Origin of the sequence: Haloarcula rara (genome assembly GCF_029338235.1) — an archaeon.
In the GTDB taxonomy this organism is placed as follows: domain Archaea; phylum Halobacteriota; class Halobacteria; order Halobacteriales; family Haloarculaceae; genus Haloarcula; species Haloarcula rara.
On sequence record NZ_CP119785.1, the window covers coordinates 1,720,401 to 1,740,796 of the forward strand.

26 protein-coding genes are annotated in these 20,396 nt (G+C 66.6%); 12 read left to right on the forward strand and 14 right to left on the reverse strand.

Going from position 1 to position 20,396, the window contains the following annotated elements; translation table 11 throughout:
• Positions 1 to 120 precede the first annotated feature (120 nt).
• The 6 genes from P1K32_RS09100 to P1K32_RS09125 all read left to right on the forward strand — a co-directional run bounded on the left by P1K32_RS09100 (position 121) and on the right by P1K32_RS09125 (position 6,363).
• Complete coding sequence (locus tag P1K32_RS09100) at positions 121 to 1,392, forward strand: hypothetical protein (protein ID WP_276249420.1); 1,272 nt, start codon at positions 121 to 123, stop codon at positions 1,390 to 1,392.
• A 1-nt stretch (position 1,393) separates the two neighbouring features.
• A complete protein-coding gene (locus P1K32_RS09105) occupies positions 1,394 to 2,050 on the forward strand; it encodes a hypothetical protein (RefSeq protein WP_276249421.1) in 657 nt (218 codons plus the stop codon).
• Positions 2,016 to 2,570 carry a hypothetical protein gene (locus P1K32_RS09110; RefSeq protein WP_276249422.1) on the forward strand — a complete coding sequence of 185 codons (555 nt, stop codon included), beginning with the start codon at positions 2,016 to 2,018 and terminating at the stop codon, positions 2,568 to 2,570. The genes P1K32_RS09105 and P1K32_RS09110 overlap by 35 nt, the downstream gene beginning before the upstream one ends.
• 101 nt (positions 2,571 to 2,671) lie before the next feature.
• Positions 2,672 to 5,371 carry a leucine--tRNA ligase gene (leuS, locus tag P1K32_RS09115; protein ID WP_276249423.1) on the forward strand — a complete coding sequence of 900 codons (2,700 nt, stop codon included), beginning with the start codon at positions 2,672 to 2,674 and terminating at the stop codon, positions 5,369 to 5,371.
• A 49-nt stretch (positions 5,372 to 5,420) separates the two neighbouring features.
• Entirely contained in the window at positions 5,421 to 5,873 is a 453-nt protein-coding gene (locus tag P1K32_RS09120) for a hypothetical protein (protein ID WP_276249424.1), read from the forward strand.
• Between the two features lie 58 nt (positions 5,874 to 5,931).
• Complete coding sequence (locus P1K32_RS09125) at positions 5,932 to 6,363, forward strand: hypothetical protein (protein WP_276249425.1); 432 nt, start codon at positions 5,932 to 5,934, stop codon at positions 6,361 to 6,363.
• A gap of 8 nt (positions 6,364 to 6,371) precedes the next feature.
• Here P1K32_RS09125 and P1K32_RS09130 read toward each other — a convergent pair whose 3' ends face one another.
• The 3 genes from P1K32_RS09130 to pheA all read right to left on the reverse strand — a co-directional run bounded on the left by P1K32_RS09130 (position 6,372) and on the right by pheA (position 8,111).
• Positions 6,372 to 6,821 (reverse strand): peroxiredoxin, encoded by a 450-nt coding sequence (locus P1K32_RS09130; protein WP_276249426.1) that lies wholly within the window; start codon positions 6,819 to 6,821, stop codon positions 6,372 to 6,374.
• A gap of 1 nt (position 6,822) precedes the next feature.
• The gene (locus P1K32_RS09135; protein ID WP_276249427.1) at positions 6,823 to 7,224 is read right to left on the reverse strand and encodes an Hsp20/alpha crystallin family protein; all 402 of its coding nucleotides are present in this window, start codon (positions 7,222 to 7,224) and stop codon (positions 6,823 to 6,825) included.
• A gap of 74 nt (positions 7,225 to 7,298) precedes the next feature.
• Positions 7,299 to 8,111: a prephenate dehydratase gene (gene pheA / locus P1K32_RS09140; RefSeq protein ID WP_276249428.1), complete on the reverse strand. Its 813-nt coding sequence runs from the start codon at positions 8,109 to 8,111 to the stop codon at positions 7,299 to 7,301.
• 136 nt (positions 8,112 to 8,247) lie between these two features.
• Between pheA and P1K32_RS09145 the strand changes: the two genes are divergently transcribed.
• On the forward strand, positions 8,248 to 8,646 hold the full coding sequence (locus tag P1K32_RS09145; RefSeq protein ID WP_276249429.1) for a hypothetical protein: 399 nt from the start codon (positions 8,248 to 8,250) through the stop codon (positions 8,644 to 8,646).
• 27 nt (positions 8,647 to 8,673) lie between these two features.
• Here the strand turns inward: P1K32_RS09145 and P1K32_RS09150 are convergent, their stop codons facing one another.
• The 3 genes from P1K32_RS09150 to lpdA all read right to left on the reverse strand — a co-directional run bounded on the left by P1K32_RS09150 (position 8,674) and on the right by lpdA (position 11,722).
• Entirely contained in the window at positions 8,674 to 9,504 is an 831-nt protein-coding gene (locus P1K32_RS09150) for an aldo/keto reductase (RefSeq protein ID WP_276249430.1), read from the reverse strand.
• Positions 9,505 to 9,552: 48 nt separating this feature from the next.
• Entirely contained in the window at positions 9,553 to 10,173 is a 621-nt protein-coding gene (locus P1K32_RS09155; protein ID WP_276249431.1) for a hypothetical protein, read from the reverse strand.
• 127 nt (positions 10,174 to 10,300) lie between these two features.
• The gene (gene lpdA, locus P1K32_RS09160; protein WP_276249432.1) at positions 10,301 to 11,722 is read right to left on the reverse strand and encodes a dihydrolipoyl dehydrogenase; all 1,422 of its coding nucleotides are present in this window, start codon (positions 11,720 to 11,722) and stop codon (positions 10,301 to 10,303) included.
• A gap of 478 nt (positions 11,723 to 12,200) precedes the next feature.
• Here lpdA and samp2 point away from each other — a divergent pair, with 478 nt between their 5' ends.
• The gene (gene samp2 / locus P1K32_RS09165) at positions 12,201 to 12,401 is read left to right on the forward strand and encodes a ubiquitin-like small modifier protein SAMP2 (RefSeq protein WP_220588538.1); all 201 of its coding nucleotides are present in this window, start codon (positions 12,201 to 12,203) and stop codon (positions 12,399 to 12,401) included.
• Positions 12,402 to 12,409: 8 nt separating this feature from the next.
• Here samp2 and P1K32_RS09170 read toward each other — a convergent pair whose 3' ends face one another.
• A complete protein-coding gene (locus P1K32_RS09170) occupies positions 12,410 to 12,814 on the reverse strand; it encodes a DUF5788 family protein (protein WP_276249433.1) in 405 nt (134 codons plus the stop codon).
• 106 nt (positions 12,815 to 12,920) lie between these two features.
• Between P1K32_RS09170 and P1K32_RS09175 the strand changes: the two genes are divergently transcribed.
• Together P1K32_RS09175 and P1K32_RS09180 are read left to right on the forward strand one after the other, a co-directional pair.
• A complete protein-coding gene (locus P1K32_RS09175) occupies positions 12,921 to 13,412 on the forward strand; it encodes a peroxiredoxin family protein (RefSeq protein WP_276249434.1) in 492 nt (163 codons plus the stop codon).
• Positions 13,409 to 13,783 (forward strand): GNAT family N-acetyltransferase, encoded by a 375-nt coding sequence (locus P1K32_RS09180; protein WP_276249435.1) that lies wholly within the window; start codon positions 13,409 to 13,411, stop codon positions 13,781 to 13,783. The genes P1K32_RS09175 and P1K32_RS09180 overlap by 4 nt, the downstream gene beginning before the upstream one ends.
• On the opposite strand, the gene P1K32_RS09185 is transcribed toward P1K32_RS09180, so the two are convergent.
• The 6 genes from P1K32_RS09185 to larB form a co-directional block, all read right to left on the reverse strand.
• Entirely contained in the window at positions 13,780 to 14,232 is a 453-nt protein-coding gene (locus P1K32_RS09185; RefSeq protein ID WP_276249436.1) for a pyridoxamine 5'-phosphate oxidase family protein, read from the reverse strand. The two genes, P1K32_RS09180 and P1K32_RS09185, sit on opposite strands and share 4 nt — an antisense overlap.
• A gap of 72 nt (positions 14,233 to 14,304) precedes the next feature.
• Complete coding sequence (locus tag P1K32_RS09190) at positions 14,305 to 14,859, reverse strand: DoxX family protein (RefSeq protein WP_276249437.1); 555 nt, start codon at positions 14,857 to 14,859, stop codon at positions 14,305 to 14,307.
• Between the two features lie 91 nt (positions 14,860 to 14,950).
• A complete protein-coding gene (locus tag P1K32_RS09195) occupies positions 14,951 to 16,339 on the reverse strand; it encodes a phosphohexomutase domain-containing protein (RefSeq protein WP_276249438.1) in 1,389 nt (462 codons plus the stop codon).
• A 44-nt stretch (positions 16,340 to 16,383) separates the two neighbouring features.
• A complete protein-coding gene (locus P1K32_RS09200; protein WP_276249439.1) occupies positions 16,384 to 16,671 on the reverse strand; it encodes a GIY-YIG nuclease family protein in 288 nt (95 codons plus the stop codon).
• 102 nt (positions 16,672 to 16,773) lie between these two features.
• Positions 16,774 to 16,923 (reverse strand): DUF7563 family protein, encoded by a 150-nt coding sequence (locus P1K32_RS09205; protein WP_324665626.1) that lies wholly within the window; start codon positions 16,921 to 16,923, stop codon positions 16,774 to 16,776.
• A 109-nt stretch (positions 16,924 to 17,032) separates the two neighbouring features.
• On the reverse strand, positions 17,033 to 17,803 hold the full coding sequence (larB, locus tag P1K32_RS09210) for a nickel pincer cofactor biosynthesis protein LarB (RefSeq protein ID WP_276249440.1): 771 nt from the start codon (positions 17,801 to 17,803) through the stop codon (positions 17,033 to 17,035).
• Between the two features lie 246 nt (positions 17,804 to 18,049).
• On the opposite strand from larB, the gene P1K32_RS09215 reads away from it, so the two are divergent.
• Entirely contained in the window at positions 18,050 to 18,217 is a 168-nt protein-coding gene (locus tag P1K32_RS09215) for a DUF1931 domain-containing protein (protein WP_220588548.1), read from the forward strand.
• A gap of 73 nt (positions 18,218 to 18,290) precedes the next feature.
• Here the strand turns inward: P1K32_RS09215 and rpiA are convergent, their stop codons facing one another.
• Positions 18,291 to 18,971, reverse strand: a complete 681-nt coding sequence (rpiA, locus tag P1K32_RS09220; protein WP_276249441.1) for a ribose-5-phosphate isomerase RpiA — start codon at positions 18,969 to 18,971, stop codon at positions 18,291 to 18,293.
• 90 nt (positions 18,972 to 19,061) lie between these two features.
• On the opposite strand from rpiA, the gene glmM reads away from it, so the two are divergent.
• Positions 19,062 to 20,378 (forward strand): phosphoglucosamine mutase, encoded by a 1,317-nt coding sequence (gene glmM / locus P1K32_RS09225; RefSeq protein WP_276249442.1) that lies wholly within the window; start codon positions 19,062 to 19,064, stop codon positions 20,376 to 20,378.
• The last annotated feature ends 18 nt before the right edge of the window (positions 20,379 to 20,396 follow it).

Sequence of the window (20,396 nt, forward strand, 5' to 3'; positions counted from 1 at the left end):
GTTCCTTCGGAAATCATCTGTCGCACGCATTGAGTAGCCGGCACAGTCGCGCCCGCGTTTGCCTCCGGGGGGTCGAGCGTCTTACAGAAGGGGCTGAGCAGTTCGAGCAAACTCCGGCGGATGGTCGACGCCGCCGACTCGGCGGTCCCCAACAGGGTGCCAAACGGCGTCAAGCCGACGGCGCTGCGTCGGGCCGGCAAAGTCGACGACGCCGTTCCCGACGCGGACGTGCCGACCGGGCGCATGAGCGCGAAGCTCAACGACATGCCCGGGCCGCGCCGCCAGCGGACCACCGAGCAGTTCGACCGCCTCGACAGCGACGGCAGCGACTACCTGGGCAACACGGACATCGACGACCCGACGCTGAAAGCTGCCGACCTCTTCGAGAACACCGGGCCGAAGGGCCGCCGCGCGCTGAACGACCTCGCCGACGGCGACCGCGAGGCCGCCGACGTGTTGCTGGAGATGGACCCCAACACCCAGTGGCGGTTCACCAGAGCGTACGACAGTGATTCGGTCGACAAGGATGAACTCGCGTCGGCGCTCAGACGGTACGACGAGTTGGACGCTCAAGAGCGGGCGTACTTCAGGCAGTCACTGGCACGCTCGGACGACGACGCTGTCGAACTGCTCAACGTCGATGTCTGTAACAGCCCGTGTGACGACCCGATCGATGCGGTCTTCGAGCTCGGTCGCGACCGGAGCGAACTGGACAACTCTGATGTGAAACGGCTCCTCCAGGCCACCAGAAACGGAGAGAGCGTCGACGCTGGGCCGGGAAGTGACCGTGGGGAGTTCATCGAGCGACTCGGTAATCTTGACGACAAGGAGGATCTCAGTGGACTCGACGACGCAATGACGGTCCAAGGTAACCTCAGGGGCTACAAGGCTGTGACCGGCGAAGTCCGGACGGCGGACGAACTCATCGGTCGGAGTGACGTGAGCGCAAATCAAGTCACGATGAGTGAGGACGTGCCGCTCAGCGACGTTCCGTCACGATACAGGTCAGATCCCGACCTGGAGCTAAAGCGTGGCTCCGAAATCGACAGCAAACTGGAAACGAGTGTCGATATCGACGGCGATACCTTCGAATCACCGGCCGTCGAATCGAAGAACTTCGGAGACCTCGCCGACGATAACGGATTTGTCCAGGGACAGCGGGCAAGGGACCTCCGCCGGAAACTCGAGACGCAGGCAGCAGCCGGAGAGGACGAGATTGTAGTGGCAACGAACGATCCAGACTTCGAGTTCAGTGACGAGGCCCGAGAGAAGTTCGCGAGTAATGTCAACGATTACGAAAAACTCTCCGATATCGGGGACGTAGTCGAGTCGAAGTTTGACGATAGAGATATGACGGTCAAGTTCGTCTCGTACGATGAGCTGAGTGACTGATATGACCGATGGGCTCGTACTGGTGGATTATTTCACCACTAATCTGCAGGACAATGTCCTCCGTGGGGTGCTTCGCGCCGGGGATACTGCAGGATTCGAGACGCCAGCACCGGAGTCGCTTGACGCCAAACACGAAGGAAAACCCGGCGTCACGCTCAGCTGGCCGTTCATGCCAGTCGATGTGACGGTACACTACGACAACGACTGGGACGAACTGGAGCGAGCGCTCACCGTGAGCTTTGATGCCGGGGCGCTCCAGTCTTCAACGTGGGATAGCGAGGCACATCGGGACGAGTTCGTGGATGGCGTTATTGATCTCGTCTGTTCGCTGGCCCTATCGAACGACCCCGAGTACGTCGCTGCACACAACCCCGTGTCGACCGACAGTGATCCCGTCACTCCGACGACGCGCCCCGTCCTCGACGACATCGACCGACTCCCAGTTCTCGGCATCTACTCGCGGGATATGGTCGACACGCTGGGCGGAAGGGGCCGTGTCTTGGAAACTCCAGCCTGGCGGGTCGAGGAGCTGGATAACGGTCAGATCTTGATCATCACCGACGAACCGCCCTGGTATCACGGGGTGGGCACCGCGAACGCGACCGAGTATCTTCTGAGTGGCGGTGAGCACAGAGGGGGTAGTCAGGGTGCAGAGTGAGCCTGCCCTCTCGGACCCATTCGCCGCCCTCGAACCCGGCGACTACGGCACCGATGTCTGTGTCCGTCGTGCGGACATTGCCGCCGAGTTCCACAACGAGGATATCGAACTCGTTCGAGTTTATGTCGACGAAAACCAGGATCTACGGCGTGTTTCCGAAGATTCGTTCGTCCGGAACGTGGTAGTCGACGCCCCTGACGACGCTGCGTTCATCAAGCGGATGCTCGTCGATGTCCCTTCGGACGCTACCGAAGACACTCTCATGGTGTCGGCACTTCTCCACGGTGCGATCCCCTCGTCATTCGTGCGACTTGGCGAACCAAGTGGCAAGAACGTCGTCACGAGAATTATGGGTCTCGATGTCGAGACAAACAAGATCGATATGCTGGTGTCCCTGGGAAAAGCCGTTCAGCAACAAGAAGGAATCGGCATCGCGATGGTCGAGTCCGCGCTCGACAATCTGGCCGGTCTCGAAGATGTCGAGGGTATCGAACAGTATATCCAACAGAACCTGCTTTAATATCAGCCACGTCTGTGAGTTGCTGTGCAAGCCCGCCTACCCATCTGTCCCCTGCCCCGTGAAGGGAAAGCTATAGCAACGTCGGTCTCGGACCCCCTATCATGACTACGACCGGCGAGGAACGCGAGCGGGCCTTCGACCACGGCGAGGTCGAGCCACGCTGGCAGGCGGCCTGGGACGAGGCCGACGTGTTCCGCATCGACGACGACGCCACGGACCCCGAGTACGTGCTGGCGATGTTCCCCTACACCTCGGGGCAACTGCACATGGGCCACGTCCGCAACTACACCATCACGGACGCCTTCGCCCGCTTCGAGCGGATGCGCGGGAAGGACGTCCTCCATCCGATGGGGTGGGACTCCTTTGGCCTGCCCGCCGAGAACGCCGCGGAGGAACGGGACACCAATCCGCGGGACTGGACGATGCAGTGTATCGACCAGATGCGCGACCAGTTCGTCGAGATGGGCTTTGGCTACGACTGGGAGCGCGAGGTCACCACGTGCGAGCCCGAATACTACCAGTGGAACCAGTGGCTGTTCAAACAGTTCCGCGAGGCTGGCCTGGTCGAGCGCCAGGGCGCGGAACTGAACTGGTGTCCCTCCTGTGAGACCGTGCTCGCGGACGAACAGGTCGAGGAGGGAGAGGCTCCGGAGGAGCCTCACGGAGACGGCGGAGCCGTCGAAGTCTGCTGGCGCTGTGACACCCCCATCGACCACCGCGAGATGGACCAGTGGTTCCTGACCATCACCGACTACGCCGAGGAGCTGCTCGACGCCCTCGACGACCTGGACGGCTGGCCCAACAACGTCCAGGAGATGCAGCGCAACTGGATCGGCCAGCAGGAGGGGGCAAGCGTCGCCTTCGAAGTGGGCGAGTACGGCGAGGTGGACATCTTCACGACGCGACTCGACACCATCCACGGCGCGACCTACTTCTCGCTGGCACCGGGCCACCCCGTTGCCCAGGAAATCGCCGAGGAGAACGACGAGGTCCGGGAGTACGTCGAGATGGCCGAGGAAGCTGACGAGGACGACCTGGACGTCACCTCCGGCGTGTTCACGGGCGAGTACGCGACCAATCCCGCCACTGGCGAGGAGATTCCGGTCTACGTCGCCGACTACGTCCTGACCGACGTGGGGACGGGCGCGCTGTACGCCGTCCCGGCCCACGACGACCGCGACCACGAGTTCGCCGAGTACCACGACATCGACATCCAGCAGGTCGTCGAACCCGCCCCCGACGCCGACCCCGAAGATATCGATGTCCAGGAGGAAGCCTACACCGAAGACGGCGTGCTCGTAAACAGCGGCGAGTTCGACGGGCTCACGAGCGCCGAGGCCCGCGAGGAGTTCGTCGAGGTCTTCGACGGCGAGCATCGTACTGAATACAACCTGCGGGACTGGGGCATCTCCCGGCAGCGCTACTGGGGCACGCCCATCCCGATGATTCACTGCGAGGACTGTGGCTACGTCGAGGTCCCCGACGAGGACCTCCCGGTCGAACTGCCGGAGTTCGTCCACACCACCGGGAACCCGCTGGACGCCGCCGAGGAGTGGAAACACGTCGACTGCCCCGACTGTGGCGCCGACGCGGTGCGGGAGACGGACACGATGGACACCTTTGTCGACTCCTCGTGGTACTTCCTGCGCTACGTCTCGCCCGAACTTGAGGACGCCCCATTCGACACCGAGCGGGCCAGCGACTGGATGCCTGTCGACCGCTACGTCGGCGGCATCGAACACGCCGTGATGCACCTGCTGTACGCCCGTTTCTTCACGAAGGTGCTCGACGACGTCGACCTGCTCGATGGGGTCCGCGAACCCTTCGTCAACCTCACCAACCAGGGGATGGTGCTTGGCGAGAACGGCAACAAGATGTCAAAGAGCAAAGGAAACGGCGTCTCGCCACAGCGCATCATCGAGGAGTACGGCGCCGACACCGCCCGGCTGTTCATCATGGAGGCCGCCCAGCCCGAGAAGGAGTTCGCCTGGAGCCCCGAGGGCGTCCAGTCCTCCCATAGCTTCCTCCAGAACATCTACCGGCTGACCGACGAATTTGCGGACGGCAAGATTGCCTTCGGTGACGAAGGGCAAATCGCAGACTACGTGGCCCGCGAAATCGATGCCACGGCGGCACGGGCCACCGAGGAGTACGAGAAGTTCCGCTTCAACCACGCCCTGCAGGCCGTGCGTGAACTGGTCTCCCTGCTGCGCCGCTATCGGGAGGCCACCGACCCCGACGCCGAGACGTTCGAGCGCGGGCTGGTGACCGCCGCGAAGCTGCTGGCACCGGTCGCGCCCCACGTCGGCGAGGAGCTGTGGGAGCGTCTGGACGGCGAGGGGCTCGTCGCCGAGGCCGGCTGGCCCAGTGCCGACGCGCCCGCCGACTACGACATCGAGCGCCGCCTGGTCGAGAACACCCGCGAGGACGTCCGTGACATCGTCGACACTGTCGGCATCGAGGACCCCGAGACCATCACGCTCGCGGTGGCACCCGCCTGGAAACACGACGTGGTCGACATCGCTCGCGAGGCCGACAACGTCGTCCCCGCGGTGATGCAAAACGAGGAGCTCCAGCAGTACGGCGAGGCCGCCGCCGACTTCGCGAAGACGCTGGCGGGCCGGGCCAACCTCGACGAGCATCTGCCGCCCGAGCGGGAGCTGGCCGCACTGGTTCGGGCCGCCTGGCTCGTAGAACGGGAGTTCAGCGCCGACGTAGTGGTGGAGTCCGCCGACGAAGCCGACGACGGGCTGGCGTCGAAGGCCGAGCCAGGGCGTCCGGCTATCGATATCGAGTCGTAGCAGTTCGGTGTCGGTACCATTTTCTCACCAGTTCAGAAATAGCTAGTTGATGGCCCCGTCGGATGGAATTTCCGAACTGTTGACGCCGGAGCGCAAACAGATACTCATCGCCTCGGCAGGGTTGTTTTGCATCTCGCTCGGCGTCCTGATTCCGAGATGGGGCATCTCCCTGGGCTGGCTGTTCACCATCACCGGCGGCGTCGTCGGTGGGATACTCATCGGCGGGCTCCGCAGACGGGGCGGTGTGGACGGCTTTGTCTACGGCGCCTACGTCGGCGCCGTCGGTGGCCTGGCGTCCTCGATAGTCGGCGTCGTTCTCGGGACGGTTATCAACCTCACCACCTTCGCCTCAGAGACCTCGACCACCCCGAGCGAGTACACTATTGGCGGGTACGTTTTGATCGCCATCGTCGGGTTCGTCTCGGGAATGGTGTTCAAACTGATGGGCGCGTCGGTGGCCGGCGCCCTGGTCGGAGCGCTCCTGGACGACCGGTCCGTATGAGTGGCCACACCACTCGCGTCCGCCGGCCTTTATTTCGCTTGCCAGCCGAGTAGTTCCCATGACTGTCGAGAGTGCAGGGACCTCGGAGGTGCGAGGGGGTGGGCTCACGACTGCCCGGAAACACGTTCTCGTCGCCTCCGCGGTGCTGTTTTTCGTCTCGCTGGGCGTGTTGATTCCCGCGCTCGGTATCGTCCTGGGCTGGCTCTTCACCATCACCGGGGGTATCGCAGGTGGTATCACCGTCGGTGCGCTCCGCCGGCGCGGCGGACGAGACGGCGCGAAGTACGGCGCCATCGTCGGTGTCGTCGGGGGGCTCGCGTCGTCGATACTCGGTGTGGTCGTCGGGACGCTCACGAACTTCGTTCTCGCGCCGGACGCGAGCCTCGGATTCCTGTTCGTCGCGGCCTTCGGGTTCGTCTCGGGGATGCTCTTCAAAGTCATCGGGGCCGCCGTCGCCGGCGCGCTGACCGGTGCGGTGCTTGCGTCGTAAGCCCCCGGCTACCCTTCGAGCAATCCGGCTTCGCCTAGGTCCCGGAGCACGTCTTTCGCGTGGCCGTCAGGACGGACGCCCTCGTACAGCCCGACGACCTGGTTGTGGGCGATGACGAACGTCGTCCGCCGGGCGTGGCCGTCCACGAGTTCGACGCCGAAGGCCTCGGCGACGTTGCCGTCGGGGTCCGCGAGCAGGTCGAAAGAGAGCCCCTCGCTCTCGGCGAACGCGGCGTGGCTCTCGACGCCGTCTGTCGAGACGCCGTACACCGAGACGCCGTACGCCTCGTAGCGCTCGGCCTCGGCCTCGAACTGGCTGGCTTCGGTCGCACAGCCCGGCGTGTCGTCTTTCGGGTAAAAGTACAGCACCGTCGGCGTCGCGAAGTCGGGCCGGACCGCGTCGCGGTGCTGGTTCTTGGCGACCACGTCGGGGACGCTATCGCCGGGTTCGAGGGCCATCTCAGTTCACCGGGATGGACGTGCCGTCGTCGTCGGCGGTTGCCTTCGGCAGTGTGACGGTGAGCACGCCGTCCTCGTAGCTCGCCGTCGTCTCGCTCTCGGTGACGGCTTCCGGGAGGCTGACTGTTCGAGAGAGCGACTGCTGTCGGCGTTCGCGCTGGACGTAGCGGCCGTCGGTCGTCTCGCTTTCCTCGCTGTGCTCGGCGCTGACGGTCAGCGTCCGGCCTTCGGCCAGCTGGACGTCGATGTCGTCGCTGTCGTAGCCCGGCAGCTCCGCGTGGACGACGAAGCTGTCGCCGTCGTCTATCACGTCGGTCGGGACGGTGCCGGCGGCGACGCCGAACTGGTCGCCCAGCACGTCGAAGGCGCGCTCTATCTCCGATAGCGGGTCACGGTCGCTCATAGGCGAGTGTACACGCTCGCGGGACTTAAGACCTGAAGACCAGTTCCGGCGCCGGTCGCGGTGTGGCGGTTCCCTCAGTCGATGACGGTCTCGGTATCGTACGAGCCGAGATAGCGGACCCAGCCGTTCTCGGCCAGCGCCTCGATGTCGGCCAGCGCCTCCTGGCACCGTTCCTCGTAGAGGCCGGCGGCCGCGTCGAGGTGGAAGACGTAGTCGCCGAGCCGTTCACCGCTCGGTCGGGACTCGATGCGGGTGAGGTTGATGTCGCGGTCGGCGAAGGCTTCCAGCAGTTCCAGCAGGAGGCCGGGGTAGTCGGCGTTCGGGTAGATGATGAAGGAGGTCTTCCCGCCGCCCTCCTTACGTTCACTCGCCGGTGCGACCGCGACGAAGCGGGTCGCGTTGGAGGACTGGTCCTGGATGTCCTCGGCGAGCAGTTCGAGGCCGTCACCGGCGTTGTCCGGGTGGCCGATGGCGGCGACGTCGGGGTCCTCGCGGGCGCGCTCGACGCCGCGGGCGGTGGAGGCGACGGCCTCGACGTCGACGCCGGGGTAGTGCTCCTCGAGCCAGCCCCGACACTGGGCCAGCGCCTGTGCGTGGCTGGCGACGAGCGAGAAGGAGTCGTCCTGTGCCAGCAGCGCGTGGCGGATGGGCGTGATTATCTCGCGGACGACGGCGACGTCGTACTCGGTGAAGGCGTCGAGGGACTCGGTGACGGAGCCCTCGATGCTGTTCTCGACGGGCACGACGCCGCGGTCGGCCGCCCCCTCGGCGACGGCCTCGACGATGGCGGTCATCGATTCGGCGAAGTCGATCTCGCCGTCGTCGGCGACCGCGCGGGCGGCCCGGTGGGAGTACGTTCCCGAGGGCCCGAGCGTGATAGTCGTCATGTGGATCGCTACTCCGTTGGAGGACAAAAGGGCGGTGGTAGCGTGACTGTCGCCCGCGGTGGCCCGGCCCGGTCGATATGTAACACCTACTCTGTAAGGTATCACTTGTCTATTCAGGGGGATCGATACTTCTTCCATGTCAGAAGCGACGGGAACGCTCCCCGACCCCGACGACTACGAGTGGGCCTTCGAACAGCGCGGCGGCGTCGGCATCTGGTTCATGCAGGGCTGGCGCGGCTTCGCCGACGAGGACCTCGAAGCGGCGAGCGACCACTACCGCGAGCGCGGCAAACGGTCCGACATCGAGGCGACGCTGGCGGTCTTTGGCGACAACACGAACCTTCCCCGTGAGACCCAGGAGTACATGGGCGAGGCGTGGTCGGAGAACGGCGAGTACACCGGCGTCGAGAAGGTCGGATTCGTCTCCGAGGGGACCACCGCGATGGCGGTGAAATCCAAGATGGACATCCCCGGCGCGGATATCGAGAGTTTCAGCGACCTCGACACCGCCGTCGAATGGGCGCAGTCGGCCTGACGCTGCCGGAGGGCTCCGCTGTGTGCGCTACCGCAGCGTCGCCAGCTCCTCGTCGGTCAGTTCGATGTCGGCGGCGGCGACGTTCTGTTCGAGGTGTTCGATGCTCGCGGTCCCGGGAATCGGAAGCGTCACGTCGGAGGACGACAGCAGCCACGCCAGCGCAATCTGGTGGGGCGTGGCGTCGTGGCGGTCGGCGATGTCGTCGATACCCTCTACCCCGTTTAGCTCCCCGGCTGCCAGCGGGAACCACGGGATGAAGCCGATGCCGTATTTCTCACAGGCGTCGAGCACCGCCTGGGCGTCGCGGTTGGCGACGTTGTACTGGTTCTGGACCGTGGCGATATCGACGATGTCGCGGGCCCGGTCGAGCTGGTCGACGCTGACGTTCGAGAGGCCCACGTGCTCGACGAGCCCGGCGTCTTTCAGCTCGGCCAGCGCGTGGACGGAGTCCTCGAAGGGGGTGTCAGGGTCCGGCCGATGCAGCTGATAGAGGTCGATGGTGTCGACGCCCAGCCGGTCCCGCGAGCACAGATAGGCGTTGTGGAGATACTCGGGGTCGCCGTGGGGGAGCCAGTCGGTGTCGGTGTTGCGCAACAACCCGCCCTTGGTCGCGACCACAAGGTCATCGCGGCCCACGTCTATGGTCTCCCCCAGCAGCCGTTCGGAGACGCCGGGGCCGTAGGAATCGGCCGTGTCGATGAAGTCCACGCCGAGCTCGACGGCGCGGCGGAGCACCTCGCGGGCGTTGTCGACGTCGTCCGGTTCGCCGATGATGCCCTCGCCGGTGATTCGCATCGCGCCGAAGCCGAGCCGGTCGACTGTCAGTTCGCCGCCGATGTCGAAGGTGTCGTCGGTCATCTCCGGGACGTAGGTCCCTCGGCCTGAAATGCGGCCGGGTCGCGCCGGTCAGGTATCTCGTCCCGACAGCCGGACCGAGAGGTAGCCACCGGTATAAAAGAGGACGACGCTGGCGACAAAGGCCACGAGCGAGACGGCGACGATCGGGAGCCCCATCCCGGAGGCCACGAACGGGTTGGCTCCTGCCGTCCCGACGTAGGCGTCGACGGCCGCCCCGCCACCCAGCCCCACCGCGAACACGCACACCGTCAGGAGGATGGCAAGTCCCCCGGTCCCAAGGCCGACGTACCGCGCGAAGTCCTCGATGTCCAGCATCGTGTGGGCCTGGGACTCGCTCAGCGGCGCGCGGCGCACGCGGTACAGCGCTGTCCCGACCAGCAGGGTCGCGCCCAGCAGTTCCAGCAGCCCGCCGAAGACGCCAAGCAGCAGGACCTTCGGCGAGGCGACGGCGGGGTCGGTCGTGGGGAGGTAGCTGGCGACGCTCGCCGGGAAGAGCCCGTACATCGGGAGGAGTGCGACCAGCAATCCAAGCAGCGCGCTCTGGAGCATCAGCGTCCGCGGGACCGACTGCCGGAGGAACGCGTGGCGCTGGTATCGGACTTTCTCGTACGTGCTACCCGAGCAGATGGCGCTCGCGATGTGGTCGTCCGTCGGGGGGTCGGTAGTCATATATCTCGCCGGTTCTGGCGGTGATTTTTCAGACGAGAACATAACCTTTGTGTCTGGCCTGAAAACTGCCTTCGTGGGCCCTGAGCGGTGGTATCCGGACTCCTCGGAACTGGATACTACCCCGGCGTCACCTGGTGTGAATCGCCTCGCCGCGGGCGGCCGCGGCGGCCTCGTGGACCGCCTCGGAGAGGGTGGGATGGGTGTGAATCGTTCCCGCGATATCTTCGAGTCGGGCGCCCAGCTCGATGCCCAGCCCGACCTCGGCGACGAGTTCGGAGGCCTCCGGACCGACAATCTGGGCACCCAGCAGGAACTCCGTGTCGGCGTCGGCGACGATGCGGACGAACCCCGCACGTTCGGAAAGCGTGAGCGCCCGGCCGTTGGCTCGCAGCGGCATCTGGCCGACCACGGGCGAAAAGCCCGCTTCGCTCGCTTCGGCCTCGGTCATCCCCACCGTGCCGATCTCGGGGTCGGTGAACACCGCCGCCGGAATCGCCTGGTGGTCGAGCGCCGCGGGCTCGCCGGCCGCGACCTCGGCGGCCACCTCGCCCTCGGCCATCGCCTTGTGGGCCAGCATCGGCTCGCCGGCCACGTCGCCGACGGCGAAAATATTCTCGAGGTCGGTCCGGGCCTGCTCGTCGGTCGCCAGGAAGCCGTTCTCGTCGGGGTCGAGGTCGATGTTCTCGAGGCCCAGCGTGTCGGTCACGGGCTCGCGACCGACCGCGACGAGGCACGTATCGGCGTGGTACTCCTCGACCCCGTCGTTCTCGTCCGTCGTCGCCACGCGGACGCGCCCGTCGTCGAGCGTCTCCCAGCTATCGGCTGCTTCGCGGAAGGCGAAGTCGATGCCCAGTGATTCGGCCCGGTCGCGGACGACCTCGGCCACGTCGTCCTCGTAGCCCGGCAGGACGTCCTCGAGCATCTCCACGACGGTGACCTCGGCGCCAAGTTTCGCGAACACAGTCGACAGCTCCATTCCGATGTAGCCCGCCCCGACCACGAGCAGTTCGTCGGGCACCGTCTCCAGGGCCAGCGCCTCGCGCGAGGAGAGGACGTGCTCGCCGTCGAACTCGAAGCCCGGAATCTCGATGGGACGACTCCCGGTGGCGACGATGGCGTCCTCGAAGGCGATGGTTTCGGACCCCTGGCCGTCGCCGCCGTGGGCCACCCGGACCGTCTCCTCGTCGACGAACTCAGCGGTCCCCTCGACCAGATTGACGCCCGCCGCCTTGCACAGCGACTCGACGCCACGGGTCAGCCGGGTGACCACGCCGTCCTTCCAGTCGGTCAACGCGTCCATGTCGACGGCGGGGTCCGCGAAGATGCCCATGTCCTCCGCTTCCTGGGCGTCGTGGGCGATATCGCTCGCCGAGATGAGCGCCTTCGAGGGGATACAGCCGTGATTCAGGCAGGTCCCGCCGTAGGCGTCCCGTTCGACCAGCGTCGTATCGAGGCCGAGTTGCGCACCGCGGATGGCGGCGACGTAGCCGCCCGGACCCCCGCCGATGACCAGCAATTCTGTTCCCGTTGTAACGTCTCCGACGACCATACGCGTGTCTGGACGGGACGCCTGATAAATGGGCCGAGCTAGGAATCGCTGGTGTCTGATTTACGTGTCTCGCTGTAGACGTGGACAGCCAGAAAGCCCCGCTAGCAAGGACTGAGGACCACACCGCGAACCGCCAGAAAGCCCCGGACCTATCGACTCCCGCGGCTCGCTGCGCTCCTCGCTCCGCTGCGGTGCTTGCATCGCCGGGGTTCGTCGATAGGTCCGCCCCTTTCAGTCCCACCCGTAGCCGGTTGGTCAACCAGTGCTGGGCGGGACTGAAAGGGGCGGTCTGCTAAACGAAGGCGGCTGACGCAAGCACCGCAGCCGACCATCGGGAGGCGAGGAGCACAGCGAAGCCCCCGAGTTTAGCAGACCGGGGCTTTCTGGCTGTTGGCAGTCTCGCTCACACCGTCATAGATACCCACTCCAGCAGTTCCTAGCCGACACACTCAAGCCCGTAATCCGGCTACACCGAGCCATGAACGTCACCGTCGAGGTGGCCGGCGAGGACACCCACGAACTCGACGTCGCCGAGGACGCCACCTACGCCGACCTGCTCGCGCCGCTCGACCTCTCGCCGCACGCGGTGTCGGTGCTGGTCGACGAGCGAACGGTGCCGACGAACCAGCCCGTCGAGAGCGACCACGTCCGCGTGGTGCGGCTCATCAAGGGCGGGTGAGCGCCTGGCTAGCTGAGTTTGTCGAGGAACGACGCCCACCGCTTGTGGTCGTCGATGGCAGCCGTCCGGGCCGTCTCGCCGTAGTCCGGCTTCCGGATGTTCTCCAGGGCGTGTAGCGCCCGGTCGAGGCCGACGATTTCGTCGGCCAGCTGCTCCGCCGTCTCGCGGTCCAGCGGGTCGGACTCCAGTCGCTCCAGCCGCTGGGCGCGCTCGCCGCGCAGGGTCTTCTTGGCGTCTGCGAGCAGCTCCCGGTGCTCGGGCGGGACGCCCGGCACCTTCCGGGTCTCGATGACGAATTCAGCCAGGGGCAGCTCCTCGCCGCCGACAGTGACCGTCTCCGGGAGCGAGGCACCGATTGTCGCGCCTTGCCGATTGACCCGTGCCAGGAGTTTCTCACGCGCCGCGTCGTCCATACCGCCAGTAACGGACCCGCCCTGAAAAGTCGCCCGTCGCCGCGGCCGGCGTCGAGTCACCGCACCGTAACCCCCCGTTTTTGCCGGTCGAGCGTCTATACCTCCTATGTCCATCGAGGCGACCGACTTCTCCCTGCAAAATGTCGGATCCGGGCCGGACCCGCTGACGCTGTCCGCGCTCGCGGCCGACCACGACTTCGCCCTGTTGCTCTTCCAGCGGGACCACTACTGCACGAACTGCCGAAAGCAGGTCCAGACCGTCGCGGGCCGCTACGAGGAGTTCGCCGAGCGAGCGACGGAGGTCGTCTCTATCGTCCCCGAGCCCCCCGAGAACGTCCGCGAGTGGCAGGACAGCTACGACCTGCCGTACCCGCTCGTCGCCGACCCGGAGACGGAGGCGGGCGACGCCTACGACCAGCCCGTTCGATTCGGCTTTCTGGGCGACTGGAGCGACTTCCTGGGGCGCATGCCCGAGGCGGTCCTCATCGACCTCTCCGCGTCCCCCGAAATCGTCTGGCAGTACCGGAGCAAATCCACGTTCGACCGGCCCAGCGTCGACGACCTGCTCGCCGCCATCGACGACGCTCGCGACGGATGACCGCCGTTCGCGACGCGACGGTGGGGGACCTCCCCGACGTGATGAACGTCCTCGACGGCGCGGTACTGCGGGCCGACGCGGCCGCCGTCCGTGACCACATCGGCGACGACGAGGTGCTGGTGGCGGTCTCCACGGACGGGGAACGCGTTCTCGGTGCGCTGGTACTTTCGGGCCACCACATCGACGCCGTGGCGGTCCGGCGGCGGCGCCGGGGTCAGGGTATCGGGTCGGCGCTGGTCGAGGCGGCCGCCGAGCGGTGTGGACGGCTCACTGCCGAATTCGACGTCGACCTGCGCCCGTTCTACGAGGCCCTCGGATTCACCGTCGAGGCGACCGACGAGCCCGGGCGGCTGTGGGGCGAGCGCGACTAGTTCTGTCGGCCCGTGATGGCGTCGGCCTGCAGTTCGTACAGCGTCAGCGCCACCTCGTCGTGGGCCTCGTCGAAGATTCGGATGGGCGCGAACTGCTCGTTGATGGACTCGATGTCGTACGCGGTGTGGGACCGCGGGACCCGCTGGATGGGGCCCCGCGCGATGACGCTCCACCCGCGCTCCGCCGCGGGGTCGGCCGTCTCCTCGGCCTCGAAGACGACGTAGGTCGCCGTCCCGGTGGCCTCGATGAAATCGGCCTTGCGGTTGTCAGGTGTCTCGCCCAGGCGGAAGAAGATGGTTCCGTCCTCGTAGTGGTGGTACAGCGGGATGGCGTAGCTCTCGTCGTCGTCGGCCAGCGAGAGGACGCCGTGGCCGACGTCACGGAGCGCCGATTCGATCTCGTCGTCGCTCATCGCTCGCGTGTAGGCAAAGCGGGCGTCAGGATCCATAGTAAATCTACGACCTCTGACAGGTTAAGCCACTGGCTCGACCGGGACAGCCGTGGAAGCGGCTACCGCCAGTCAGCCCAGGAGGTACCGCATCCACGGGTACCGTTCGACGAGCGCCACGCCGCCGACCTCGTACTGTTCGATATACTGGTCCAGGCCCATGATGCGGCCCGCGCCGAAGGCCGCCACGGAGAGGAACACGAGCATGTACGCGAAGTCGCCGTTGATGTAGCCGTGGGAGATGTCCCAGTTCCCCAGGTAGAACAGGAGCATCATGAACGCGCCCCAGAACGCCGCCAGCCGGGTGAGCGCGCCGACGATGAGGCCCAGTCCGATGAGCACCTCGCCCCACGGGACGGCGACGTTGACGAACTCGACGAACCCGGCGTTACTTCCCATCGCGGTAAAGAGGCCGGCCGCGGGGCTCCCGTTTGCCTGCGGGGCGTTCGTGAGGTAGCCCGCGGCGCTGAAGCTGCCCGACAGCACCTTATCGAATCCGCTCTGGAAGAACGCGACGCCCATCATTATCCGGAGGGCGAGGATGAACCAGACGGAAAGCGTGTGGAGTCGACCTTCGGCGGTGAACCCGCCGACGCTGCTTCGAAGTGACACTTCCTGTGACGACATATGAGAAGGTACAACGGGTATGGTAGTAAGTATATGGGGCCGTTCCCGTATCCGGAGAATCGGCCTACAGCCGGGCGAAAAAGCCGTCCGCTCAGACCAGCGGCTCGACCAGGTCGCGGCCGGCATCGAGCAGCTCCTCGACGCGTTCCTCGCTGCCGGCTTCGGCGTAGATACGGAGCTTCGGCTCGGTACCCGATGGGCGCATCAGCAGCCAGGTACCGTCTTCCAGACGGACTTTGAAGCCGTCGATGGTGTTGATGCCGTCCACGTCGACGCCGGCGACGGTCTCGGGCAGTTCGGTCTCCAGGTCCGAGAGCACCGGCTCCTTCCGGTCGTCGGGACAGTCGACGCTGATGCGGGACTGGTGAATCTCGCCGTAGGCGTCGATGAGGTCGTCGACCCGGGCATCGAGTGATTTCTCGGACTCGGCGGCGGCCGCCACCAGCGCCAGCAGGACGCCGTCCTTGTTCCGGAGGTGGTCGGTCAGGCCGAACCCGCCCGACTCCTCGCCGCCGAAGAGGGCGTCGTGTTCGCGCATGGCCTCGGCGACCCACTTGAAGCCGACGGCGGTCTCGTGGACGTCCTGGTCGTGGGCCTCGGCGACGCGGTCGACGATGCTAGAGGAGGAGACCGTCCGGACCACGTCGCCCTCGCGCGTCTCGAGCAGGTAGTCGTACATCGCGGCGAGGAACAGGTTCGGGTCCAGAAAGCCCCGTTCGGGCGTGACGATACCCAGGCGGTCGGCGTCGCCGTCGTTGACGAAGCCGACGTCGGCGTCGCCCTCGGTCACTTCCTCGATGAGGTCGCCGACCTTCTCGGCTGTGGGTTCCGGCGAGCTGCCACCGAACTCGGGGTCGAGGTAGTCCCGCAAGGCGGTGACGTCGGCGCCGGCCCGTTCGAGCAGAGCGTTCGTGACGCCCCGGCCGCTCCCGTACATCGCGTCGTAGGCGACGGTGAGCCCCTCGAGGTCGGCGTCGGCGTACTCGATGGCGTGGTCCTCGTAGTCAGCGATGAGGTCACGCTCGGTGACCTCGCCGTGCTCGTCCTCGGGGAGGCTCTGGGGGTCGTCGAGGTTGCTCTCGACCTCCTCGGTGAGGTCGGGCAGCGCGGGTGCGCCCTCACCGGGGATGAACTTCACGCCGTTGTACTCGGGCGGGTTGTGACTGGCAGTTATCTGGAGCGCGCCGTCGTGGCCGCCCTCTTTGGCCGTCCAGGCGACGATTGGCGTCGGTGTGTCCCGCTCGGGCAGCACCACGTCGAATCCGTTGGCACAGAACACGCGGGCCAGTTCCTCTGCGAAGCCCCGCGAGGTCTCGCGGGCGTCGTAGCCGACGACGACGGAGCCGTCGTGGCCGCGGTCGCGAAACGTCGTCGCGAGGGCCTGGCCGACGATTCGCACCCGGGGCTCGGTGAACACGTCGAGTGTCGCTCGCCAGCCGTCTGTTCCGAAACGTATCGCTTCAGCATCGTCTTCGTCCATGTCCGAACAGTCACGTGGGCCCGTCAAAAAGGTCACCCCCTGCTTCAGGGCGTGAACTCGCTCTCGGCGCCATCTCCTCGGACCAGGGTCTCCTTCTCGGCCCGAGTGAGCTGTTTTATCTCGTACTCGCGGGACATCGCCGCCGACTTCGAGTCGAAGCGCTCGACGTGGACGAGTTCGACGGGCGTCCGGCCGCGAGTGTACTTCGCGCCCTCGCCGGCGTTGTGTTCGCCCAGTCGGCGCTGTACGTCGGTCGTGTAGCCGGTATAAAAGCTTCCGTCACTACACCGCAGCACGTAGGCGTAGTGGACAGGGCTCCGCGTGGTGGTCATCGTCCGATGCGGGTGGCCCAGTGGGCCTCATACGGATGGTTGTAGTCTCGTCCCGGTCTCGCCGGTCCGGCGAGTACCGGGAAACAGCTACAACCATTCGTATCACACTTCGTGGGCGCGCTCTTTCGACACCTCGGCGATGCCAGCGTTCGCCGAGCAGTTCGGGCAGGCCCGGATGTGTCCGTACTCGTCCGCGAACACACGGGCGAACTGGTCTGAGACGTGCGCGCCGCAGTGATTGCATTCGGGCATCGTATTCGTCGGCGACACCACCGCCGACATACAATCAGAGGTGTTCTAGTCCTATATTGCTTTACCCAAATGCTTTGGTATGACGTTCTGCTGGCAGTATCTCCCTCGCTCATTTTTCCTCCCGCGCCGCCGCGACCTGTCGAGCGATGAGCCCCGCCTGCGTGCCCGCGGTAAAGCCCCCGTCGACGTTGACGACTGACAGCGCCGTACAGGACTGGAGCATGCCCGAGAGGGCGGCCTCCCCCTCGCCGTCGTGGCCGTACCCGGTCGAGACGGGGAGGCCGATAACCGGCGTGTCGACCAGTCCGGCGACGACGGTGGGCAGGGCCCCCTCCCGACCGGCGGCGACGACGAGGACGTCATGCTCGCGCAGGCGAGACACGGCGTCGATGGTCCGGGCCAGACTGGCGACGCCCACGTCGTCGGTTCGGGTGACGTCGGCGCCCATCTCGCCGGCAATCATGGTCGCCTCACCGGCTGGGACGGCGTCGGACGTCCCGGCCGTGACGACGCCGACGCGGGCATCGACGTCGGGTCGCTCGAACGCGGGGACTGTGGCCACGAGCCAGTTCGCCCGCTCGTCCCACCGGACGGTGGCCTCCGGAGCGGTCTCGGCCAGCTGTCGGCGGACGGCCACCGCCCCGGCCGCATCGATGCGGGTGACGATCGCTCGCCCGGTCGTCTCGACGGCCGTCGCCGCGAGGTCGGCTATCTCCTCGGGTGTCTTCCCGTCGCCCAGCACCGCCTCGGGGACGCCCGAGCGGGCCTCGCGGGCCGCGTCGAAGCGGCCGGCACCGGTCGTGGCGTAGCCGGCCAGTTCCGACTCAGCCTCGGCGGGGGTCAGTTCACCCGCCGCGACTGCCTCCAGTATCTCTCGCATATCCCCCCTCCGAGGGCCGGCTACTCCTATCCGTCGGTCTCCTACGGCAGCGCGCGCGAGACGGCGAGATAGGGGCGATTGCTCCTCACATATCAATTCTACGGCCACACCCCTCGCGATAGCGGAAAAATCGGCCTTATTTATATGGGTCTCGATGGCCGAAACGCCCTGAAACCCCCGTCAGTACCGGTGAGAGCGACCCAATTGGGGAAAGTATTTAAACAATCCCTTCGCACTGCGCAGTGTATGGCAGACCTAATCGTCAAAGCCGCCGTGAAGGAAGAGCTCGATGACATGAACGTTGCGTCGGACTTCTACGATGCACTCGACGCTGAAGTCGAGGAACTGCTCGCCGACGCCGCTCGACGAGCTGACGCTAACGACCGAAAGACAGTCCAGCCGCGAGACCTGTAAGGTCGCTTCCACCCGTTTTTCTTTCAGCAACGTCCCGTAGCGACAGCGCTGTCTGCGTAGCGTCACCAGCCCCCTACAGCGTCCGAACCGTCACGCCGTCCTCACTGCCGACGTGGACTTGGTCGGCCAGTCCGACGAACAGCCCGTGTTCGACGACGCCGGGGAGTGACGCCAGCTCCCGCCCCAGCGCCGCCGGGTCGTCGATATCGCCGAAGGCACAGTCGAGTACGAGGTGCCCGTTGTCGGTGACGACGGGCCCGTCCTTGCGCTCGGCCTGTCGCAGCGTCGGCTCGCCGCCCAGCTCCCGGACTGACTCAGCGACGGTGGTCCGGGCCGCCGAGAGCACCTCCACCGGCACTGGCTGGGAGAGCGTCCTGGCCTCCTTCGTCGGGTCGGCGACGACCAGAAAGCGGTCGGCGCTCGCGTCGACGATCTTCTCGCGGGCGTGGGCCGCCCCGCCGCCCTTTATCAGGTCACCGCCGGCCACCTCGTCGGCGCCGTCGATGGCCAGGTCCACGCTCGCCTCGTCCAGGTCGGAAAGCGGGATGCCGGCCTCCCGGGCGAGTTCGCGGGACTGGAAGGAGGTCGGGACGCCGACGATATCGAGGCCGGCGTCGACCTGCCGGCCGATGGCCCGGATGGCGTGTGCCGCCGTGCTCCCGGTACCCAGGCCGACGACCATCCCGTCCTCGACTGCCTCGGCCGCCGACTCGCCGGCCGCGCGTTTCGCCGCGTCGGAGCCGCCCTGTTTCATGTGCGGACTCTCTCTGGAGGCGGACAAAACGTTTGTTCTCCCGCGGCGTACGAACAGTATACTTTTTTCCGCGGCCTGCGCGGTCGGCGTATGACACTCTTCGGAACGAGCGGCATCAGAGGGCCGGTCGGCGAGACGGTCACGGCCGACCTGGCGCTGTCGCTGGGGCGGGCACTGGGCGTCGACTGTTCTCGCGTCGTCGTCGGCCGGGACCCACGTGCGAGCGGCGAGTTCCTCCAGTCCGCGCTCGTGGCGGGGCTGCGAGAGAGCGGTACGGACGTACTCGACGTGGGCGTGGCAGCGACACCGACGGTCGCCCGGGCGGTGGGGTGGCGCGACGCCGACGCCGGCGTCTCGATTACAGCGAGCCACAACCCGCCCGAGGACAACGGGCTGAAGCTCTGGCAGCCCTCCGGGCAGGCCTTCGACGGCGAGGGCCGCGACCGAATCGAAGGCCGCATCGCCGACGACACCTTCGAACCGGCCGCGTGGGACGAAAGCGGCGACCTCGAAACGTGGGACGCCCGCGCCCGCCACGCCGAGGCCATCCGGTCCGAACTCGACCGCGAGTCGATGGACAGCCGCGTCGTCGTCGACGTGGGCAACGGCGCCGGCGGCGTCACGGTAGACGTCCTCAAATCGCTGGGCGCACACGTCGAGACGCTGAACGCCCAGCCCGACGGCGCGTTCCCCGGCCGGCCGAGCGAGCCCAAAGCCGAGAACTGCACGTCGCTGTCGACGCTCGTCGGCGAGAGCGACGCCGACATCGGCATCGCCCACGACGGCGACGCCGACCGGATGCGGGCGGTGGCCGGCGACGGCACCTACCTCACCGGCGACGTCACGCTCGCCCTGTTCGCCCGCGCGGCCGCCGAACCCGGCCAGCGGGTCGCCGTGCCGGTGGACACGAGCCTGGCGGTCGCGGACTACCTCGCCGAGATAGACGTCGGCGTGGAGTACACGCCGGTCGGTGACGTCTACGTCGCCGAGGCCGCCGAGGCCCCCGACGTGGCCTTCGGCGGGGAGCCAAGCGGCGCGTGGATATGGCCCGCCCACACGCTCTGTCCAGACGGCCCGCTCGCGGCCTGTACTATCGCCGCGCTGGACGCCGACCGCCCGCTGGCCGAGCGCGTCGCCGACGTGCCCACCTACCCCATCCGCCGGGACAGCGTCGAGGTCGAGGACAAAGCGGGCGTGATGGACCGGGTCCGCGAGCAGGTGCTCGACGAGTACGACGACGTGACGACGCTGGATGGTGTCCGCGTGGACCTGGGCGACGCGTGGTTCCTGCTCCGGGCCAGCGGCACCCAGCCGCTGGTCCGGGTGACCGCCGAGGCCCGCGAGGAATCACGGGCCGACGAAGTACTGGAGACGGCACGGGACTGTCTGGCAGCGGCTCTGGAGTAGGAGAAGCTCCCCGTGACA

Excerpts from the sequence above, each read along its gene's own strand:
- P1K32_RS09100 (WP_276249420.1), top strand. The coding sequence starts at position 121 with ATGGTCGACGCCGCCGACTCGGCGGTCCCCAACAGGGTGCCAAACGGC.
- P1K32_RS09105 (WP_276249421.1), top strand. The coding sequence starts at position 1,394 with ATGACCGATGGGCTCGTACTGGTGGATTATTTCACCACTAATCTGCAG.
- leuS (WP_276249423.1), top strand. The coding sequence starts at position 2,672 with ATGACTACGACCGGCGAGGAACGCGAGCGGGCCTTCGACCACGGCGAG.
- P1K32_RS09120 (WP_276249424.1), top strand. The coding sequence starts at position 5,421 with ATGGCCCCGTCGGATGGAATTTCCGAACTGTTGACGCCGGAGCGCAAA.
- P1K32_RS09125 (WP_276249425.1), top strand. The coding sequence starts at position 5,932 with ATGACTGTCGAGAGTGCAGGGACCTCGGAGGTGCGAGGGGGTGGGCTC.
- P1K32_RS09130 (WP_276249426.1), bottom strand. The coding sequence starts at position 6,821 with ATGGCCCTCGAACCCGGCGATAGCGTCCCCGACGTGGTCGCCAAGAAC.
- P1K32_RS09135 (WP_276249427.1), bottom strand. The coding sequence starts at position 7,224 with ATGAGCGACCGTGACCCGCTATCGGAGATAGAGCGCGCCTTCGACGTG.
- pheA (WP_276249428.1), bottom strand. The coding sequence starts at position 8,111 with ATGACGACTATCACGCTCGGGCCCTCGGGAACGTACTCCCACCGGGCC.
- P1K32_RS09145 (WP_276249429.1), top strand. The coding sequence starts at position 8,248 with ATGTCAGAAGCGACGGGAACGCTCCCCGACCCCGACGACTACGAGTGG.
- P1K32_RS09150 (WP_276249430.1), bottom strand. The coding sequence starts at position 9,504 with ATGACCGACGACACCTTCGACATCGGCGGCGAACTGACAGTCGACCGG.
- P1K32_RS09155 (WP_276249431.1), bottom strand. The coding sequence starts at position 10,173 with ATGACTACCGACCCCCCGACGGACGACCACATCGCGAGCGCCATCTGC.
- lpdA (WP_276249432.1), bottom strand. The coding sequence starts at position 11,722 with ATGGTCGTCGGAGACGTTACAACGGGAACAGAATTGCTGGTCATCGGC.
- samp2 (WP_220588538.1), top strand. The coding sequence starts at position 12,201 with ATGAACGTCACCGTCGAGGTGGCCGGCGAGGACACCCACGAACTCGAC.
- P1K32_RS09170 (WP_276249433.1), bottom strand. The coding sequence starts at position 12,814 with ATGGACGACGCGGCGCGTGAGAAACTCCTGGCACGGGTCAATCGGCAA.
- P1K32_RS09175 (WP_276249434.1), top strand. The coding sequence starts at position 12,921 with ATGTCCATCGAGGCGACCGACTTCTCCCTGCAAAATGTCGGATCCGGG.
- P1K32_RS09180 (WP_276249435.1), top strand. The coding sequence starts at position 13,409 with ATGACCGCCGTTCGCGACGCGACGGTGGGGGACCTCCCCGACGTGATG.
- P1K32_RS09185 (WP_276249436.1), bottom strand. The coding sequence starts at position 14,232 with ATGGATCCTGACGCCCGCTTTGCCTACACGCGAGCGATGAGCGACGAC.
- P1K32_RS09190 (WP_276249437.1), bottom strand. The coding sequence starts at position 14,859 with ATGTCGTCACAGGAAGTGTCACTTCGAAGCAGCGTCGGCGGGTTCACC.
- P1K32_RS09195 (WP_276249438.1), bottom strand. The coding sequence starts at position 16,339 with ATGGACGAAGACGATGCTGAAGCGATACGTTTCGGAACAGACGGCTGG.
- P1K32_RS09200 (WP_276249439.1), bottom strand. The coding sequence starts at position 16,671 with ATGACCACCACGCGGAGCCCTGTCCACTACGCCTACGTGCTGCGGTGT.
- P1K32_RS09205 (WP_324665626.1), bottom strand. The coding sequence starts at position 16,923 with ATGCCCGAATGCAATCACTGCGGCGCGCACGTCTCAGACCAGTTCGCC.
- larB (WP_276249440.1), bottom strand. The coding sequence starts at position 17,803 with ATGCGAGAGATACTGGAGGCAGTCGCGGCGGGTGAACTGACCCCCGCC.
- P1K32_RS09215 (WP_220588548.1), top strand. The coding sequence starts at position 18,050 with ATGGCAGACCTAATCGTCAAAGCCGCCGTGAAGGAAGAGCTCGATGAC.
- rpiA (WP_276249441.1), bottom strand. The coding sequence starts at position 18,971 with ATGAAACAGGGCGGCTCCGACGCGGCGAAACGCGCGGCCGGCGAGTCG.
- glmM (WP_276249442.1), top strand. The coding sequence starts at position 19,062 with ATGACACTCTTCGGAACGAGCGGCATCAGAGGGCCGGTCGGCGAGACG.